The 17362-nt window shown below is 72.8% G+C and carries 12 protein-coding genes; 7 read left to right on the top strand and 5 right to left on the bottom strand.

Features of this window, described 5'->3' with window-relative positions; genetic code table 11:
- The first annotated feature begins 52 nt into the window (after window positions 1-52).
- Both npdG and ABZ671_RS11275 read left to right on the top strand, forming a co-directional pair.
- Window positions 53-751, top strand: coding sequence for an NADPH-dependent F420 reductase (gene npdG / locus ABZ671_RS11280; protein WP_357854985.1), 699 nt, complete (start codon window positions 53-55; stop codon window positions 749-751).
- A gap of 37 nt (window positions 752-788) precedes the next feature.
- Window positions 789-1232: a VOC family protein gene (locus ABZ671_RS11275; RefSeq protein WP_357854982.1), complete on the top strand. Its 444-nt coding sequence runs from the start codon at window positions 789-791 to the stop codon at window positions 1230-1232.
- Between the two features lie 48 nt (window positions 1233-1280).
- Here the strand turns inward: ABZ671_RS11275 and panB are convergent, their stop codons facing one another.
- Together panB and ABZ671_RS11265 are read right to left on the bottom strand one after the other, a co-directional pair.
- Window positions 1281-2126, bottom strand: coding sequence for a 3-methyl-2-oxobutanoate hydroxymethyltransferase (gene panB / locus ABZ671_RS11270; RefSeq protein ID WP_357854979.1), 846 nt, complete (start codon window positions 2124-2126; stop codon window positions 1281-1283).
- Between the two features lie 125 nt (window positions 2127-2251).
- Complete coding sequence (locus ABZ671_RS11265) at window positions 2252-4012, bottom strand: NAD+ synthase (RefSeq protein ID WP_357854976.1); 1761 nt, start codon at window positions 4010-4012, stop codon at window positions 2252-2254.
- A 166-nt stretch (window positions 4013-4178) separates the two neighbouring features.
- On the opposite strand from ABZ671_RS11265, the gene glnA reads away from it, so the two are divergent.
- Complete coding sequence (glnA, locus tag ABZ671_RS11260) at window positions 4179-5528, top strand: type I glutamate--ammonia ligase (protein ID WP_357854973.1); 1350 nt, start codon at window positions 4179-4181, stop codon at window positions 5526-5528.
- A 202-nt stretch (window positions 5529-5730) separates the two neighbouring features.
- Window positions 5731-8703 carry a carbohydrate binding domain-containing protein gene (locus ABZ671_RS11255; RefSeq protein ID WP_357854970.1) on the top strand — a complete coding sequence of 991 codons (2973 nt, stop codon included), beginning with the start codon at window positions 5731-5733 and terminating at the stop codon, window positions 8701-8703.
- A 74-nt stretch (window positions 8704-8777) separates the two neighbouring features.
- On the opposite strand, the gene ABZ671_RS11250 is transcribed toward ABZ671_RS11255, so the two are convergent.
- Both ABZ671_RS11250 and ABZ671_RS11245 read right to left on the bottom strand, forming a co-directional pair.
- Window positions 8778-9266, bottom strand: a complete 489-nt coding sequence (locus tag ABZ671_RS11250; protein ID WP_357854967.1) for a hypothetical protein — start codon at window positions 9264-9266, stop codon at window positions 8778-8780.
- Window positions 9267-9435: 169 nt separating this feature from the next.
- Window positions 9436-10365, bottom strand: coding sequence for an LD-carboxypeptidase (locus ABZ671_RS11245; RefSeq protein ID WP_357854965.1), 930 nt, complete (start codon window positions 10363-10365; stop codon window positions 9436-9438).
- 59 nt (window positions 10366-10424) lie between these two features.
- Here ABZ671_RS11245 and ABZ671_RS11240 point away from each other — a divergent pair, with 59 nt between their 5' ends.
- Window positions 10425-11192, top strand: coding sequence for a type 1 glutamine amidotransferase (locus ABZ671_RS11240; RefSeq protein ID WP_357854962.1), 768 nt, complete (start codon window positions 10425-10427; stop codon window positions 11190-11192).
- Window position 11193: 1 nt separating this feature from the next.
- A complete protein-coding gene (locus ABZ671_RS11235) occupies window positions 11194-14184 on the top strand; it encodes a bifunctional [glutamine synthetase] adenylyltransferase/[glutamine synthetase]-adenylyl-L-tyrosine phosphorylase (protein ID WP_357854959.1) in 2991 nt (996 codons plus the stop codon).
- A gap of 159 nt (window positions 14185-14343) precedes the next feature.
- Here ABZ671_RS11235 and ABZ671_RS11230 read toward each other — a convergent pair whose 3' ends face one another.
- The gene (locus ABZ671_RS11230) at window positions 14344-15888 is read right to left on the bottom strand and encodes a hypothetical protein (protein ID WP_357854956.1); all 1545 of its coding nucleotides are present in this window, start codon (window positions 15886-15888) and stop codon (window positions 14344-14346) included.
- A 46-nt stretch (window positions 15889-15934) separates the two neighbouring features.
- On the opposite strand from ABZ671_RS11230, the gene mptB reads away from it, so the two are divergent.
- Window positions 15935-17359: a polyprenol phosphomannose-dependent alpha 1,6 mannosyltransferase MptB gene (gene mptB, locus ABZ671_RS11225; protein ID WP_357854953.1), complete on the top strand. Its 1425-nt coding sequence runs from the start codon at window positions 15935-15937 to the stop codon at window positions 17357-17359.
- Window positions 17360-17362: the final 3 nt, after the last annotated feature.

Below are 17362 nucleotides of genomic sequence, written 5' to 3'. Positions count from 1 at the left end.
GCGCCGAGGCCACAACTTCCGGGAAGTTGTGCCCTTTGCGAGGATGACCGGCATGGCTTACGACGCGACTGCACTGCCGGATGTTTCCGGATTGATTGTCGGGATCATCGGGGGGACGGGGGATCAGGGGCGAGGGCTCGCCTACCGGTTCGCCCGGGCCGGGCAGACCGTGCTGATCGGCTCCCGCTCCGCCGATCGGGCGGCGCAGGCCGCCGCCGAGATCGCCGCGCTGCCCGGCGTTCCGGCCGGCACGACGCTGTCCGGTGCGGACAACGACGACGTGGCCCGCCGCAGCGACGTGGTGATCATCGCGGTGCCGTGGGACGGGCACGCCGCCACCGTCGCCGCCCTGGCCGAGCCGCTCGCCGGCAAGATCGTGGTCGACTGCGTCAACCCGCTGGGCTTCGACAAGCAGGGCCCCTACGCGCTGCCCGTCGCCGAGGGCAGTGCCGTGCAGCAGGCCGCCGGGATGCTGCCCGACTCCCGGGTCTGCGCCGCGTTCAACCACGTCAGCGCGCCGCTGCTGGCCGACCCGGAGATCGACCGGATCGACCTGGACGTGCTGATCTGCACCGAGGACCGGGAGTTGGTCGGCGTGGTCGCCGCGCTCGCCGCCCGGATCCCCGGCATGCGGGGCATCTACGCCGGCCGGCTGCGCAACGCCCACCAGATCGAGGCGTTCACCGCCAACCTGATCGCGATCAACAAGCGCTACAAGGCCCACGCCGGCATCCGCGTCACCGATCTCTGAATCGCCGGTTGTCCCACCCCTCTGGCACCATCGCGGGATGGAGTGGCAGCTGACTATCGATTGCAGGGAGCCGGGGCGGCTCGTCGAGTTCTGGGCGGAGGCGTTGCGCTACCGGCCGCAGCCACCACCGGAGGGGCACACCAGCTGGCGCGACTGGTATCTGTCCGTCGGCATCCCCGCCGAGGAGCTCGGCGCGGGCGACTGCGCGGACCGCCTGGAGGACCCCACCGGGGCCGGGCCCCGGATCTGGTTCCAGCCGGTGCCCGAGCCGAAGGAGATCAAAAACCGACTGCACATCGACCTGAGGGTCGGCGGCGGGCGTGCGGTGCCCCTCCCTGAGCGACGGTCCCGGGTCGACGCCGAGGTGGCCCGGCTGCTGCCGCTCGGAGCGCGGGTGCTCGGCGGGATGGACGCGCCGGAGAACGACCACTACGCGGTCCAACTGGCCGACCCGGAGGGCAACGAGTTCTGCGTGGTCTGACTGTGAAATGCGGGCGGTGCGGCCCGGAAGCCGCACCGCCCGGCGTACTCAGAAGGTGTGCTCGGTGGCGGGGAACTCGCCGCCGCGCACCTCGTCGGCGAAGCGGCGGGTGGCGTCGGTCAGCGCCCCGGCCAGGTCGGCGTAGCGCTTGACGAAGCGCGGCGCCTTGCCGGTGCGCAGCCCGGCCATGTCCTGCCAGACCAGCACCTGGGCGTCGGTGTCCGGGCCGGCGCCGATGCCCACCGTCGGGATCCGCAGCTCGGCGGTGATCCGCTTGGCCACCTCACCGGGCACCATCTCCAGCACCACCGCGAACGCCCCCGCGTCGGCGACCGCCCGGGCGTCCGCGATCACCTCCTCGGCGGTGTCGCCGCGGCCCTGCACCCGGTAGCCACCCAGGGTGTGCTCGCTCTGCGGGGTGAAGCCGATGTGCGCCATCACCGGGATGCCGGCCCCGACGATCGCCTCGATCTGCGCCGCGCAGCGCCGGCCGCCCTCCAGCTTGACGGCGTGGCAGCCGCCCTCCTTCATGAACCGCACCGCGGTGCGCAGCGCCTGCGTCGGCCCCTCCTCGTACGAGCCGAAGGGCAGGTCGCCGACGATCAGCGAGTGCTTCGTCGCCCGCACCACGGCCCGAACCAGGGGCAGCAGCTCCCCGGCCGTCACCGGCAGGGTGGTCTCGTAGCCGAACACGTTGTTCGCCGCCGAGTCGCCGACCAGCAGCACCGGAATCCCCGCCTGGTCGAAGATCGAGGCGGTGTACTGGTCGTACGAGGTGAGCATCGCCCAGCGCTCGCCGCGCTCCTTGGCGGTGAGCAGATCGCGGGTACGGACCCGCCGGGTAACCGGCCCGCCGTAGAGGGCGGTCACCTCGGTCGGGGTGGACTCCACCATGACTGTCTCCTTCCTCGAGGCCGCGCTCGCGGTCCCCGGGTTCTGCCGCGATCGTCGCACCGGCAGACCGGCCGGCGGCAGAGCGGAGTGGAAGATGTCACGTCCCGCCGGGCGCGACGGCCCGGTCAGCCGTGCTCGCGCCAGCGGTTGGTGATCGGCAGGCGACGGTCCCGCCCGAACGCCTTCATGGAGATCTTCGTGCCGGGGGCGGACTGCCGCCGCTTGTACTCGGCGGTATCCACCATCCGCAGCACCCGGTCCACGACGGCCGGGTCGTGGCCGGACTCGATCAGGCCGTCCCGGCCCAGGTCGCCGTCGACGTAGCCGATCAGGATCGGGTCGAGGACGTCGTAGTCGGGCAGGGTGTCGCTGTCGAGCTGGCCGGGGCTCAGCTCCGCCGAGGGCGGCTTGCCGATCGAGTTCTCCGGGATCGGCGGGGTCTCGCCGCGGCGCTCGGCGTCGGCGTTGCGCCACCTGGCCAGCCGCCAGATCCGCGTCTTCCAGACGTCCTTCACCGGGTTGTAGCCGCCGACCGAATCGCCGTAGAGAGTGGAGTAGCCGACGGCCAGCTCGCTCTTGTTGCCGGTGGTGAGGACCAGGTGGCCCTCCTGGTTCGACAGCGCCATCAGGATCACGCCGCGTACCCGGGCCTGGAGGTTCTCCACGGCCAAGCCGGAGAGCGACATGTTGGCCAGGAACGTGTCCACCATCGGCTGGATCGGCTGGATCCGGTAGTCCAGGCCGGTCCGCTTGGCCAGGTCCTCGGCATCCGCACGGGAGTGCTCGGAGGAATGCTGGCTGGGCAGCGACACCCCGACGACCCGGTCGGGGCCGAGCGCGTCCACCGCGATGGCCGCCGCCACCGCCGAGTCGATGCCGCCGGAGAGGCCGAGCACCACCGACGGGAAACGGTTCTTGTTGACGTAGTCGCGCAGGCCCAGCACCAGGGCCTGCCACACCTCCGCCTCGTCGGCGACCGGCGCGGAGATCCCACCGATTGCGGGCTCCCCGGCCGGGGCCGGCGGGATGCCGTCGATCTCGGCCCGGACCACCCGCATCCCGTCGGCCAGCTCCCCGTCGCCGCCGACGGGCTCCCGCGCGACGGGCAGGTCGACGTCGTGCAGCAGCAGGTGCTCGACGAACTGCGGGGCCCGGGCCAGCAGCGCGCCGTCCGCGCCGACGATCATCGAGTCGCCGTCGAAGAGCAGCTCGTCCTGACCGCCGATCATGTTCACGTACGCGACGGTGGCACCGGCCTCGGCGGCCCGGCGGCGGACCAGCGGCAGCCGGATGTCGTCCTTGTTCAGCTCGTACGGTGAGCCGTTGATGGTGAGCACCAGCCCGACGCCGGCCTGCCGGGCCACCGCGAACGGGCCGCCGGCCTGCCAGAGGTCCTCGCAGATGGTCAGCGCCACGTCCACCCCGCCGACCCGCACCACGTTGAGGGTGTCGCCGGGGACGAAGTAGCGATCTTCGTCGAAGACGCCGTAGTTGGGCAGGTGATGCTTGAAGTACCGGGCCACCACGCCGCCGCGGTGCAGCAGCGCGGCGGCGTTGCGGGTGCCCCGGCCCGGCTCGGCGTCGGAGCTGACCTGCGGTGGGCCGTCCGCGTCCAGGTAGCCGACCAGGACGGGCAACTCGCCGAGCCCGTCGGCGGCCAGGTCGGCGGCGAGCCGGTCCAGCGCAGCCCTCGACGCGGCGATGAAGGACCGGCGGAAGACCAGGTCCTCGACCGGGTAGCCGGTCAGCACCAGCTCCGGAAAGAGCGCGAGCTGAGCGCCGGCGTCGGCGGCCCGGCGGGACCAGGCGCGGACCAGGTCGGCGTTGCCGGTGAGGTCGCCGACGGTCGGGTCGACCTGGCACAGGGCGAGACGCAGGGTGGGCATGTCCCTCATCTTGCCCCAGCGGGCTGGGCCGAACCCGACGGGACGTGGCAGACCCGCACGGTCAGGGCAGCACGTACGCGGGACGGTCGCGTAACGTCGGCGTAACGAGGTCGGTGGAGACTGCCGTCATGCGCTGGTCGGCGCCGCACGAAAGGTAACGGTGGAAGTGAACCGTCAGCAGGAGTTCGTCCTCCGTACGCTGGAAGAGCGGGACATCCGGTTCGTCCGGCTGTGGTTCACCGACGTGCTCGGCACGCTCAAGAGCGTGTCGGTGGCCCCCGCCGAGCTGGAGGCGGCCTTCGACGAGGGCATCGGCTTCGACGGCTCGGCGATCGAGGGCTTCGCCCGGGTCTTCGAATCCGACATGGTGGCCATGCCCGACCCCACCACCTTCCAGGTCTTTCCCTTCGAGGGCGGGGCCAGCGGCGAGAGCGCCCGAATGTTCTGCGACATCCTGCTCCCCGACGGCAGCCCGTCCTGGGCCGACCCGCGGCACGTGCTGCGCCGGGCCCTGTCCCGGGCCGCCGAGAAGGGCTTCACCTTCTACACCCACCCCGAGATCGAATTCTTCCTGCTGGAAGACGGCGCGCCGGACGGCTCGGTGCCGACGCCGGTGGACACCGGCGGCTACTTCGAGCACACCACCCACGCGGTGGCCCGGGACTTCCGCCGGCAGGCGGTGCTGGCGCTGGAACGGATCGGCATCTCGGTGGAATACAGCCACCACGAGGTGGCCCCCGGCCAGCAGGAGATCGACCTGCGCTACGCCGACGCGCTGACCACCGCCGACAACATCATGACCTTCCGGCACGTGGTCAAGGAGGTGGCCCTCTCCACCGGCGTGCAGGCCAGCTTCATGCCGAAGCCCTTCACCGACCAGCCGGGCAGCGGCATGCACACCCACCTGTCGTTGTTCGAGGGGGAGCGCAACGCGTTCCACGACGCCGGCGACCCGATGAAGCTGTCCAAGGTGGCGAAGTCGTTCATCGCCGGGCTGCTCACCCACGCCCGGGAGTACACCGCGGTCACCAACCAGTGGGTGAACTCATACAAGCGGCTCTTCCCGTTGGCGCTGCCGGACCGGATAACCGAAAGCCCGGCGTACGTCTGCTGGGGTCACCTCAACCGGTCCGCGCTGGTCCGGGTGCCCGCCTACGGCAAGCCGAACTCGGCCCGGGTGGAGGTGCGCTCGCTGGACTCGGCGACCAACCCCTACCTGGCCTTCGCGGTCATGCTCGGCGCCGGCCTGAAGGGCATCGAGGAGGGGTACGAGCTGCCCCCGGGCGCCGAGGACGACGTCTGGTCGCTGAGCAGCGCCGAGCGCCGGGCGATGGGCTACCAGGCGCTGCCGGAGAACCTGGCCGAGGCGATCGACGTGATGTCCGGGTCGGAACTGGTCGCCGAGGTGCTCGGCGAGCACGTCTTCGACTTCTTCCTGCGTAACAAGCGGTCCGAGTGGGAGCAGTACCGCCGCGAGGTCACCCCGTACGAGCGGCAGCGCTACCTGTCGCTCTGAGCGCGTACCAGCTTCGGAAGAGTTTCCGCCAGGCGAAAGCCCTTTCAGGGGTGACGCCGCGAAGATCCATGTGCATCGATTGCGAATCGCTGGTTTCCAGCAATTGAAGCTGGTAACTTCCTGACATTGAAGGCTGTAAGTTTTTGCAGCGCCTTCATCCTCTTGCGCCCGCCGGACGGGCGCGGGTGTCAGGAGAGTCACCATGAGGCGGACAACCACCACCATCCGACGCCGGTGGGGCGCGCTCGCGCTCGTCGCCGGCCTGGTCACCGCGCTGCTGCCGGTCACCGCTGCCGCCGCGGCCAACACCGTGACCGTCTACTACCAGCCGCCGACCGCCTGGGGCACGTCGGTCAACATCCACTACGGCATCGACGGCCAGGCCTGGACCCCGGTGCCGGGGGTGCCGATGGACAGCGCCTGCACCGGCTGGCGGCGCAAGACCATCGACCTCGGCGCCGCTACCGGCCTCCAGGTGGTCTTCACCAACGGCAGCGGCGTCTGGGACAACAACAACGGGGCGAACTACCGGCTCGGCACCGGCACGGTCACCGTCGCCGCCGGGCGGATCGGCGCCGGCGACCCCTGCGCGGCCGGCGGCACCGGCAACACCGCCGAGGTCTGGTACCACCTCACCCCGCGCGGCTGGACCACCGCGAACATCCACTACCAGCCCAACGGCGGGGTGTGGACCACCGCGCCGGGGCTGCCCATGGAGGTGGTCTGCGCCGGTTGGGCGCGCCGGGTCGTCGACCTCGGCACCGCCACCGGGTTGACCGCCGCGTTCAACAACAACGCTGGTGTCTGGGACAACAACAACACCGCCGACTACCGCATCGGCACCGGACGCAGCACCGTCGAGGGCGGCGTGGTCACCGCCAACGCCGCCGACCCGTGCGTACGCGACACCACGCCGCCCTCGACGCCGGGCGGGCTCACCGCGATCGCCGACGGGCTGTCGGTCATCCTCACCTGGACGGCCGCCACCGACGACCGGGGCGTCACCGGGTACGAGCTGACCCGCACCGGGGGCACCGGCGGCGGCACCACGGTCACCAGCACCACCACCCGGTACGTGGCGTACGACCTCGCGCCGAGCACGACGTACACCTGGACGGTGCGGGCGGTCGACGCGGCCGGCAACCGGTCGGCGGCGAGCGCGCCGGCCTCCGCGACCACCGGGAGCGCCCCGGTCGGCGGCGCGCCGCTCGGCGGCGACCCGCGCGAGGACAGCATCTACTTCGTGCTGACCGCCCGGTTCGCCGACGGCGACAGCACCAACAATCGGGGCGGCAGCCAGCACGTGTCCTCGGGCAACGCGGCCAACAACGACCCGATGTTCCGGGGCGACTTCAAGGGGCTGATCGACAAGCTGGACTACATCAAGGGGCTGGGCTTCTCGGCCATCTGGATCACCCCGGTGGTGCTCAACCGCTCCGACTACGACTACCATGGTTACCACGGCTGGGATTTCTATCGGCTCGACCCGCGCCTGGAGAGCTCCGGCGCGTCCTACCAGGATCTGATCAACAAGGCCCACGCCAAGGGCATCAAGATCTTCCAGGACGTGGTCGACAACCACAGCTCCCGCTGGGGTGCCAAGGGCCTCTTCGTGCCCACCGTCTACGGCGTCCGCGACGACCAGTGGAAGTGGTACTACGACCAGCCGCAGGCCGGCCGGGCGTACGACCCGATGGTCGAGGCCACCGGGAACGACCCGGCACTGACGCCGGCGCAGAACGCCAAGGCCAAGGGCCGGCCGTACAACGGTGACCTGTGGTCCTCGACCGCGCCGACCGGCAACCAGTGCCTCAACTGGGGCACCCCGACCGGGGCGCGAAGCCAGGAGGGTTACACCATCTACAACTGCCAGTGGCCCCTGCCGACCAGCCGGCTCTTCCCCGCCGACCTCTACCACCAGTGCTGGATCGGCAACTGGGAGGGCGAGGACGCCCGCAGTTGCTGGCTGCACGAGGACCTGGCCGACCTCAACACCGAGAACGCCGCCGTGCAGCAGTACCTGATCAACGCGTACAACCGGTACATCGACATGGGGGTGGACGGCTTCCGGATCGACACCGCGGTGCACATCCCCCGGGTCACCTGGAACCGGCGCTTCCTGCCCGCCATCCAGCAGCACGCGGTCGCGCGGTTCGGCGAGAAGGGTCGCGACTTCTACGTCTTCGGCGAGGTCGCCGCGTTCGTCAACGACAAGTGGAACCGTGGCTCGGTCAACCACTCGGCGCAGTTCTTCACCTGGAAGGAGCGCAAGGAATACAGCCCGGACGACGTCCGGGCCGCGATCGAGCAGTACGACTACGAGCAACTCCTCGGCCCGTCCGGCCAGCCGGTCAGCGACAACGCCTTCCTGCGCGGCAACGCCTACCACGCCCCGGACCACTCGAGGTTTTCCGGCATGAACGTCATCGACATGCGGATGCACATGAACTTCGGTGACGCGACGAACGCGTTCCTCAACGGCAAGGACTCCGACGACAGCTACAACGACGCCACGTACAACGTGGTCTATGTCGACAGCCACGACTACGGGCCGAACAAGTCCTCCACCCGCTACGCCGGCGGCACCGACGCCTGGGCGGAGAACATGAGCTTGATGTGGACGTTCCGGGGCGTCCCGACGCTCTACTACGGCTCCGAGATCGAGTTTCAGAAGGGGGCCCGGATCGACTGCGGGCCGAGCTGCCCGCTGGCCACCACCGGCCGGGCGTACTACGGCGACCGCCTCGCCGGCAGCGTCACCGCCACCGACTTCGGGGTGGTCGGTTCGGCCAGCGGGGCGGTGGCGACCACGCTGAGCCAGCCGCTGGCGAAGCACGTGCAGCGGCTCAACCGGATCCGTCGGGCCGTCCCCGCCCTGCAGAAGGGGCAGTATTCGACCGACGGGATCAGCGGGAACACCCTGGCGTACAAGCGGCGGTTCACCCAGGGCGCGGTGGACAGCTTCGCGTTGGTCACCGTCTCCGGCGGCGCCACCTTCAGCGGCGTACCCAACGGCCGCTACGTCGACGCCATCACCGGGGACGTGCGGACGGTCACCAACGGCAGCCTCACCGCCGCCGTCAGCGGCAAGGGCAACCTGCGGGTCTACGTGCTCGACCTGCCCGGCAACCCGGCACCCGGGAAGATCGGCGCGGACGGGCCGTACCTGCGGTGAAACGGAACCGCGTCCGCCCCGGCGATTTTGCCAGGGCGGACGCGGTCCGCAGCGCTACCGGCGGGGCTGCCCGGTCACTTGCCCGGCTTGGCCCCCGGGCCCCAGTGGCCGCGGAAGTGTTCGCCACCCAGGCCCTGGAAGACGCCGGACTTGACCGCCTTCATGATGGCGTCGGCCTCGGCCTGGGTGAGCTTGCCGTCCTTCACAGCCTGGTCCAGCCGGTTCTGCAGCCGCTCCTGCAGCTTCGCCTGCCGCTCCTGCTGCTTCGCCTGCCGGTCCGCGGCGGACGGGCGCTCCGGCCGGTCGGCCTTGTGCTCGGCGCGGACCTTGTTCAGGGCGTCGGTCACCTTCTCGGTCGAGACGCCCAGCTCCTTGGCGAGCTCCTCGGCGAACTTCGCCTGTCGGTCGGGCCGCTGGTGCTCGGCGCCCTGGGTGCCGGCCGCGCTCGGCGTCGAAGCGGGCTTGTTGTCCGCGAACGCCACCGCGGGTGCGGCGATCCCCACGCTGAGCACTCCGGCGGCGGCGAGGCCGGCCAGCATGTGCTTCTTAGAGATGCGGGACATCAGTCCTCCGTCTGATCGGTGGTGGTGCGATGACGTGACCGACAGTGACTGTAGTTCCTGAAGAAAACCCGTCCCGATCCTGTCAGCCCGCTGAAAACCCGGCCCAACCCCAGTAAACGTGGCGGGGTTTTTGCCCAGAGATGCGGTTTTTCGGTGAGGTAGGCCACTCTCAGCGCACGGCGGGGGAGACCGTCAAGGTGCCGGCGTCCGCGTCGAGGACGGCGGGGGTGCCCACGGGAACGGTGAGCTGGCCGACGCCGTGGCCGATCGGCAGGCCGCCGAGGACCGGCACGCCGAGGTCGCTCAGGCGCTCGGTCAGCACGTCCGCGACCGTGGTGTCCCAGCCGTCCGCGCACTCGGTGAACTGGCCCACCGCAACGCCGGCGACCCCGGCGAGGGCGCCGCAGCGGCGCAGCTGGGTGAGCATCCGGTCGACCTTGTACGGCGGCTCCTGCACCTCCTCGATCAACAGCACCGCCCCGGTCAGGTCCGGCATGTCCGGGGTACCGATCGAGGCGGTGATCAGGCAGAGGTTGCCGCCGAGCAGCCGGCCCTCGGCCCGACCGGGCACCCGGACCGGGTACGTCTCCTCCGCCTCGACGGCGGCGACCGTCACCGGTTCGGTGGTCATCAGCGCGGCGTGCAGCGACTCCGCCGAGCGGGGCGGGGTGCGATCGTCCAGCCACGCCGCCCCCGGGCCGTGCACGCCGGCCAGCCGGGCGCCCCGCCAGAGCGCGAACTGCAACGCGGTGATGTCGGAGAAGCCGGCCACCACCTTCGGGTCCCGGCGTACCGCATCCATGTCGAGCAGGTCCACCACCCGCTGCGCGCCGTAGCCGCCCCGGGTGCAGATCACCCCGCGTACCGCCGGGTCGGCGAGGGCGGCGTTCAGGTCGGCGGCCCGCAGCTCGTCGTCGCCGGCCAGGTAGCCCCGCCGGGCGTACGCGTTCGGCGCCAGCACCGGGCGCAACCCCCAGCCGGTCAGCAGCTCGATGCCGCGGGCCACCCGTTCCGGCCGGGTCGGACCAGAGGGGGACACCAGCATCACCGGGTCGCCGGGACGCAGGACCGGTGGGCGCAGGGAGTCGTCGGTGGCCACAGCGGGAGCTTAGTGAGCCCTTCCCGACGTCCACCGGCACACCCGATAGCCTCGACGTCGTGGCGACCGCGCTGGTGATCGAGAACGACCCGACCGACGACCTCCGCCGACTGGGGGAGTGGCTCACCGAGGGGGGTGTCGAGCTGCGGGTGCTGCGCCCGCACGCCGGCGACGCGCTCCCCGCCGACCTCGACGGGTACGCCGCGCTGGTGGTGCTCGGCGGCGAGCAGCAGGCGTACCCGCTGCCCGACGGCAGCCCCGGCGCGCCCTGGTTCCCCGCCCTGGAGGGGCTGCTGCGCAAGGCGGTCCGGCAGCGGATCCCCACCCTCGGGGTCTGCCTCGGGGCGCAACTGCTGGCCACCGCCCACGCCGGGCAGGTCGAGCGGAGCCCGTCCGGGCCGGAGGTCGGGCCCACAGTCGTGGGCAAGCGGGACGCCGCCGACACCGACCCGCTCTTCCGGTACGTGCCGTTGATGCCGGACGTGTTCCAGTGGCACACCGACGAAATCACCGAGCTGCCGCACGGGGCCACCCTGCTCGCCGCCTCCACCCGCTACCCGCATCAGGCGTTCCGCCTCGGTGACCGGGCCTGGGGGCTGCAGTTCCACATCGAGTGCGACACCGCGATGATCGCCGACTGGGCCCGCGACTCGACGCTCCTGGCCGAGCTGGGCTACGACCCGGAGCTGGTGGTGGCCGCCTGCGACCGGGTGATGGTCGACGTCGAGGAGGTGTGGCAGCCGTTCGCGGTCCGGTTCGCCGCCCTCGCCCTCGGTGAGCTGGACGACGACGCACCCCGCCGCAGCCTGCCGTTGCTCGGCCACTGAGATGACCCGGCCGAGCAGGGGACGCCTCGCCCGGTACGGCTTCGCCGAGGGCGACGGCCGGGCGCGGGCCGCCGACCTGCTCGGCCCGGACGGGCTCGGCCTGTGGCGGCCGGACCTCCAGGAACCGACCGACGAACGGGCCGCCGAGCTGCTGGTCGCCCTCTCCCGGGCCGCCGACCCGGACCTGGCGCTGCGTCAGCTGCACCGCCTCGTCGAGGCGGAACGCCGCACCGCGGACCGTCCGTCGGTGCTCGCCGCGCTGGCCGCCGACCCGGGGCTGCGCCGACGTCTGGTCGCCGTGCTCGGCGCCTCCGCCGCGCTCGGCGACCACCTGGTCGCCAATCCGGGCCAGTGGACGGTGCTGGCCACCGGGCCGGACGGGCTCGCGCCCGACGCCGACGGCCGGCTGGACCTGGCCGCCGCCGCCCGGCTGACCCCCGCCACCGACCCGGTCCCGGTGCTGCGCCAGGCGTACCGGCTGGCGCTGTTGCGGATCGCGGCGGCGGACCTGACCGGCGGGCGCGGGCTGGAGCAGACCATGGCCGCGCTCTCCGGGCTCGCCGACGTCACCCTCGCCGCCGCGTACGAGCTCGCCGTGGACGAGCTGCCGCAAGGCACCCCCCGGCCCCGGCTGGCCGTGGTGGCGATGGGCAAGTGCGGCGGGGAGGAGCTGAACTACGTCTCCGACGTGGACGTCATCTTCGTCGCCGCCGCCGACGACGATCTGCCCGCCGCGACGCTGGTCGCCACCCGGCTGATCCACATCTGCGGGCTGGTCGCCTGGCCGGTCGACGCGGCGCTGCGGCCGGAGGGCAGCCGCGGGCCGCTGGTGCGCAGCCTCGCCAGCCACCTGGCCTACTACCGCCGCTGGGCCCGCACCTGGGAGTTCCAGGCGCTGCTGAAGGCCCGGCCGGCGGCCGGTGACCTGGATCTCGCCCGGGAGTGGATCGGCGCGCTCGCGCCGCTGGTGTGGACCGCCGCGGAGCGGCCGGAGGCGGTCGAGGACGTCCGGGCGATGCGCCGGAAGATCATCGACAACATCCCGCCGAAGGAGCTGGAACGCGAGATCAAGCGCGGCCCGGGCGGGCTGCGCGACATCGAATTCGCGGTCCAGCTGCTCCAGCTGGTGCACGGCCGGGGCGACGAGTCGCTGCGGGCGTCGGGCACCATCCCCGCGCTGCGCGCCCTGGTCGCCGGCGGCTACGTCGGTCGGGCCGACGGGGAGGCGCTGCTGGCCGGCTACCGCTTCCTGCGCGGCGTCGAGCACCGGCTTCAGCTCCAGGGCCTGCGCCGCACCCACACCGTGCCGGCCGAGCCGGCCGCGCTGCGCTGGCTGGCCGCCGCGCTCGGCTACCAGGCCACCCCGGGCCGCAGCGCCGTCGAGGAGTTCCGCGCCGAGTGGATCGCCCACGCCACCGAGGTACGCCGACTGCACGCGAAGCTGCTCTACCGGCCGCTGCTGGAGTCGGTGGCCCGGGTGCCCGCCGAGGGGCTGCGGCTCACCCCGGAGGCGGCCCGGCACCGGCTGGAGATCCTCGGCTTCGCCGACCCGGCCGGCGCGCTGCGCCACCTCCAGGCCCTCACCGGCGGGGTGAGCCGGACCGCCGCGATCCAGCGCACCCTGCTGCCGGTGCTGCTCAGCGAGTTCGCCGACGCGCCGGAACCGGACCGGGGGCTGCTCAACTACCGGCAGGTCTCGGAGAAGCTCGGCCGTACCCCCTGGTATCTGCGGCTGCTGCGGGACACCGGCCCGGTGGCCCGCCGGCTGGCCCGGGTGCTGTCCTCCTCCCGGTACGCCGCCGACCTGCTGGCCCGCGAGCCGGAGGCGCTGCGGCTGCTGGCCGAGGACGCCGAGCTGACCCCACGGGGCCGTAGCGTGCTCGGCGAGGGTTTCACCGCGGCGGCGGCCCGGCACGGCGACCCGGTCGAGGCTATTCGGGCGGTCCGCGCGCTGCGCCGCCGGGAACTGGTCCGCCTCGCCTGCGCCGACGTGCTGAGCCGGGCCGGGTCGCTCGCCCCCACCCCGGCCCTCGCCGACGTCACCGCGGTCGGCACCGCCCTGTCCGACGTCGCCGACGCCACCCTGGCGGCCGCGCTGCGGGCCGCCCGGGCCGCCCGGCCGGCGCCGCCCGGGCTGCGGTTCGCGGTGATCGGCCTGGGCCGGCTCGGCGGCTACGAGTCCAACTACCTTTCCGACGCCGACGTGCTCTTCGTCTACGACCCGCCGCCCGGCGTGGACGAGAAGGCGGCCGGGTCGGCGGCCCAGGCGATCGCCGAGGAGCTGCGCCGGCTGCTCTCCGCGCCGGCCCCCGACCCGCCGCTCGGGGTCGACGCCGACCTGCGCCCCGAGGGGCGGCAGGGCCCGCTGGTCCGCAGCCTCGCCGCGTACGCCCAGTACTACCTCCGCTGGTCGAAGGTGTGGGAGGCGCAGGCGCTGCTGCGGGCCCGCTTCGTGTGCGGGGACGCCGACCTGGGCGCCGAGTTCGAGGCGATGATCGACCCGGTCCGGTACCCGGCCGGCGGGCTGACCCGCGAGCAGGTGGTGGAGATCCGTCGGATCAAGGCCCGGGTGGAGACCGAGCGGCTGCCCCGGGGTGCCGACCCGGCCACCCACACCAAGCTTGGCCGGGGTGGCCTCGCCGACGTCGAGTGGGCGGTGCAGCTGCTCCAGCTCCAGCACGCCGACCGGCTGCCCGAGCTGCGCGGCACGCGTACCCTCGACGCCCTCGCCGCCGCCCGCGACGCCGGCCTGGTCGAGCCGGACGACGCGGCGGCGATGGCCGCCGGCTGGACCCTCGCGGCGCAGGTCCGCAACGCGCTGATGCTGATCCGCGGCCGGGCTGGGGATCAGCTGCCCCGGCACGGGGTGGAGCTGGCCGGGGTGGTGCGCCTGCTCGACCGCGACGACCCGGGCGAGTTCCTCGACGACTACCTGCGGACCGGCCGGCGCTCCCGCGCCGCAATGGAGCGGGTGCTGGACGTTCCCGCCTGAGGCGCACCCTGGCCTGGGCCGGCATGTCCCCTTACGCGCCTACGAACTTGATGACGTGGATGGATCGCCGATGCGGCTGCCGGGCAGGGCGATCGAGGTGAATCGTTTACGTCATCAATTTCGTAGCGGTTGAAGAACCCCCTGCGCACGCGGGCCGGGTCAGCTTCCGAGCTGGTACGTGCCGGCGCGGGGCACAGTCACCGCCGTCCACTCGCCGTCGGCGGTGAGCGCCGCGCCGCCGGAGACGGTCAGCCAGCGGTCGTGACGGACCCGGACCGGCACCGTGGCGGGGCCGGGGACGCGGAAGGTCACCGAGGCGGCGTCCTGCCGGACCAGCTCGCCGGGGGCGCCCACCAGCGGAGTCGGATCGGTCACCGCGTACAGCCGCCAGTGCGGGTTCGACCAGACCTCGGTGAGATACGGCAGGCCGGCCGCGATCAGCTCGGCCTCGGGCCGACTGACCCAGGACAGCTTGGCGTCGGGGACGGCGACGTACTGCACCGCGTTGTCGGCCAGCCAGGCGTGGTAGCTCGCCGCGGTGAGCGGTACGCCGGTGCCGGTGGCGCCCGGGACGGTGGTGAAGAAGAGCGGGTTGCGGGCGATGTCGGCCTGCCGTAGCCAGCCCCGGGCCAGCGGGACCTCGCCGAGGTGGGCCGCCTCCCAGTAGTTGCGGGTCGGTGGCACCTCCACCCGGCCGGTCAGCCCGCGCCGGGCCAGCTCGGCGCGGAGCGGCGCGAAGTACGCCGGATCGGCGCTGGGGTCGCCCGCGCCGCGCAGGTCGGCGGTGACCACGGGCGGCTGCCACCAGCACACCGCCGCCAGCAGCACGGCCAGGGCCGCCGCGCCGGACACCCGCCGGGGAAGGCGCGCGGTAGCGGCCAGCACCGGCAGGGCGAACATCACCACGAGGCGGGTGGCGTTCAGCCCGACCGGGGTGTGCAGCAGCGCCGCGGCCAGCACCCCGGCCGCCGACAGCAGCGCACCCACCCGCACCGGCCGGTATCCCACTAGCGCGGCCACCAGCAGGCTGGTCACCACCGCGTGCACGGTGTCGGTGCGGCTGATGTTCATCCAGCCGCCCTCGCCGAAGAGCAGCCCGGTCACCGCCAGCGGCGCGGCGGCGGGCGCGGCGAGCAGCAGGCCGTCGGCGTACCGGCGGGTGAGCAGCAGCGCGACGCCGGCCAGGCCGACGAAGAGCCCGGCCACCGGGCTGGCCGCCGAGGCGAGCAGGGCCGCCAGACCGGCCAGCACGCCGCGCGGCCACCAGGAGCGCCGGGCAGCCGGCAGGGTGAGCGCCACCAGCGCGGCCAACCCGAAGGCGACCCCGAGGGCGTACGTCACCCGGCCGGAGAGCAGGTTGCCGGCGATGGTGAGCACGCCGACCAGGCCGCCGAGCAGGGGCCGGGGCACCCGGGCGCGGACCAGCAGCGCCGCGAACGCGGTTGCCGCGGCGAGCAGCGCGAGCGCGCCGGTGAGGCGTACCCCGAGCAGGGCCATCAGCGGCGGCGAGAGGAGGCTGTAGCCCCACGGATGGACGCCGCCGTACCAGCTCAGGTCGACCGGTGCCGGCCCATGGGCGGCGAAGAAGCCGGCGCGGGCCACCTGGGCGGACAGGTCCGAACCGGTCGCGGGTAGCGTGAGTTGAAGCACACCGAGGACGAATGCGGACGCAGCGCACACCGCCACCGCCTGTTTGTCCCGCATGCCCCACCTCCTGAACGCGAACCACCGTACTGGCAGCATGTCTGGCGTGCCTCACCCACTCTCACGTTGGATCGGCCTGGCGGGTTCGGTGCTACTCACCGTGGCCGCCTTCCTCGGCGGCGCGCTGCCGCACGGGAACCTGCGCCCCACTCCGCTCAGCATCTGGCAGGGCCCGAATGGGCCGTTGATCATCGCTACCTGGCTGGTCGGCACCGCGTTGCTGGCCTGGGCCTGGTGGTCGCTGCGCGACCGGTTGCCGTCGACCCGCTGGGTGCTGGTCACGATCGCGCTCTGGCTGCTGCCGATGCTGATCGCGCCGCCGCTGGGCAGCCGCGACGCGTACGCGTACTCCTGCCAGGGCGCCAGCTACGCCGCCGGGATCAACCCGTACGAACAGGGTGTGTCCGCCCTGCCCTGCCCGTGGCTGGACACCATCTCCTACATCTGGCGGGACACCCCGGCACCGTACGGTCCGCTCTTCGTGATGATCAGCGGGTCGATCGTGACCGCCGCGGGGTCGCTGTTCGCCAGCGTCGTGCTGTTCCGGGCGCTCGCGGTGGCCGGGGTGGCGCTGACCGCGGTCTCCCTGCCGGTGCTGGCCCGCCGGTGCGGGGTGCCGCCGCAGCGGGCGCTCTGGCTGGCGCTGGCCTGCCCGCTGGTGCCTGTGCACCTGATCGGCGGCGCGCACAACGACGCGATCATGGTGGGCCTGCTCGCCGCCGGGCTGGCGGTGGTGGCCGCCCGGCCGGGCCGCACACTGCCGCTGCTCGGTGGCGGGCTGCTGCTCGGGCTGGCCGCTGCGATCAAGGTCACCGCGCTGGTCGTGGTGCCCTTCGCGGCGCTGGCCGCAATCGTCGGGCCGTACCGGATCCGGGCGCTGGTCCGCGACGGCGGGTGGGTGGTCGGCGGGTCGCTCGCCGCGCTGATCGGGGCGACCGTGGCCGCGGGTCTGGGCCTCGGTTTCATCAGCGGGCTGGAGCAGGGCGGGCTGGTGGTCGCCTGGAGTTCGCCGCCGACCGCGGTCGGGCAGACCATCGGCTACCTCGCGGTGATCTTCGGCGCGCACGTGGACGCGCTGCCGGCGACCCGGGCGCTCGCGATGCTGGTGCTCGCGGTGCTGCTGGTCTGGCTCTGGTGGCGGGCCCGCCACCGGGACCCGTTCTGGCATGCCGGCCTGGCGCTGGCCGCGACGGTCGCGCTCTCCCCGCTGTTCCACCCCTGGTACTGGACCTGGCCGCTGGTCGTGCTCGCCGCGACCTCTCGGCGGACCGGCTGGTTCGCGCTGGTCGCGCTGGTCACTTTTTTCATGGTCCTTCCGGATGGCACCGGTTTGCCCCGATACAGCAAGATGCCCGGCGCGCCGTTGATGACCCTGTTGGTGATGGTGGTGGCGGTTTGGTTGGTACGGTCGGTTCGGGCCGACCAACCACGGTCGGTTCGGGCCGACCGTCAGCCAGCCCCCGTCGACTGAGGA

The sequence above is a fragment of the Micromonospora sp. NPDC006766 genome, assembly GCF_040636055.1.
Taxonomy (GTDB): Bacteria; Actinomycetota; Actinomycetes; order Mycobacteriales; family Micromonosporaceae; genus Micromonospora.
This window is presented reverse-complemented; position numbering and strand designations above follow the sequence as displayed.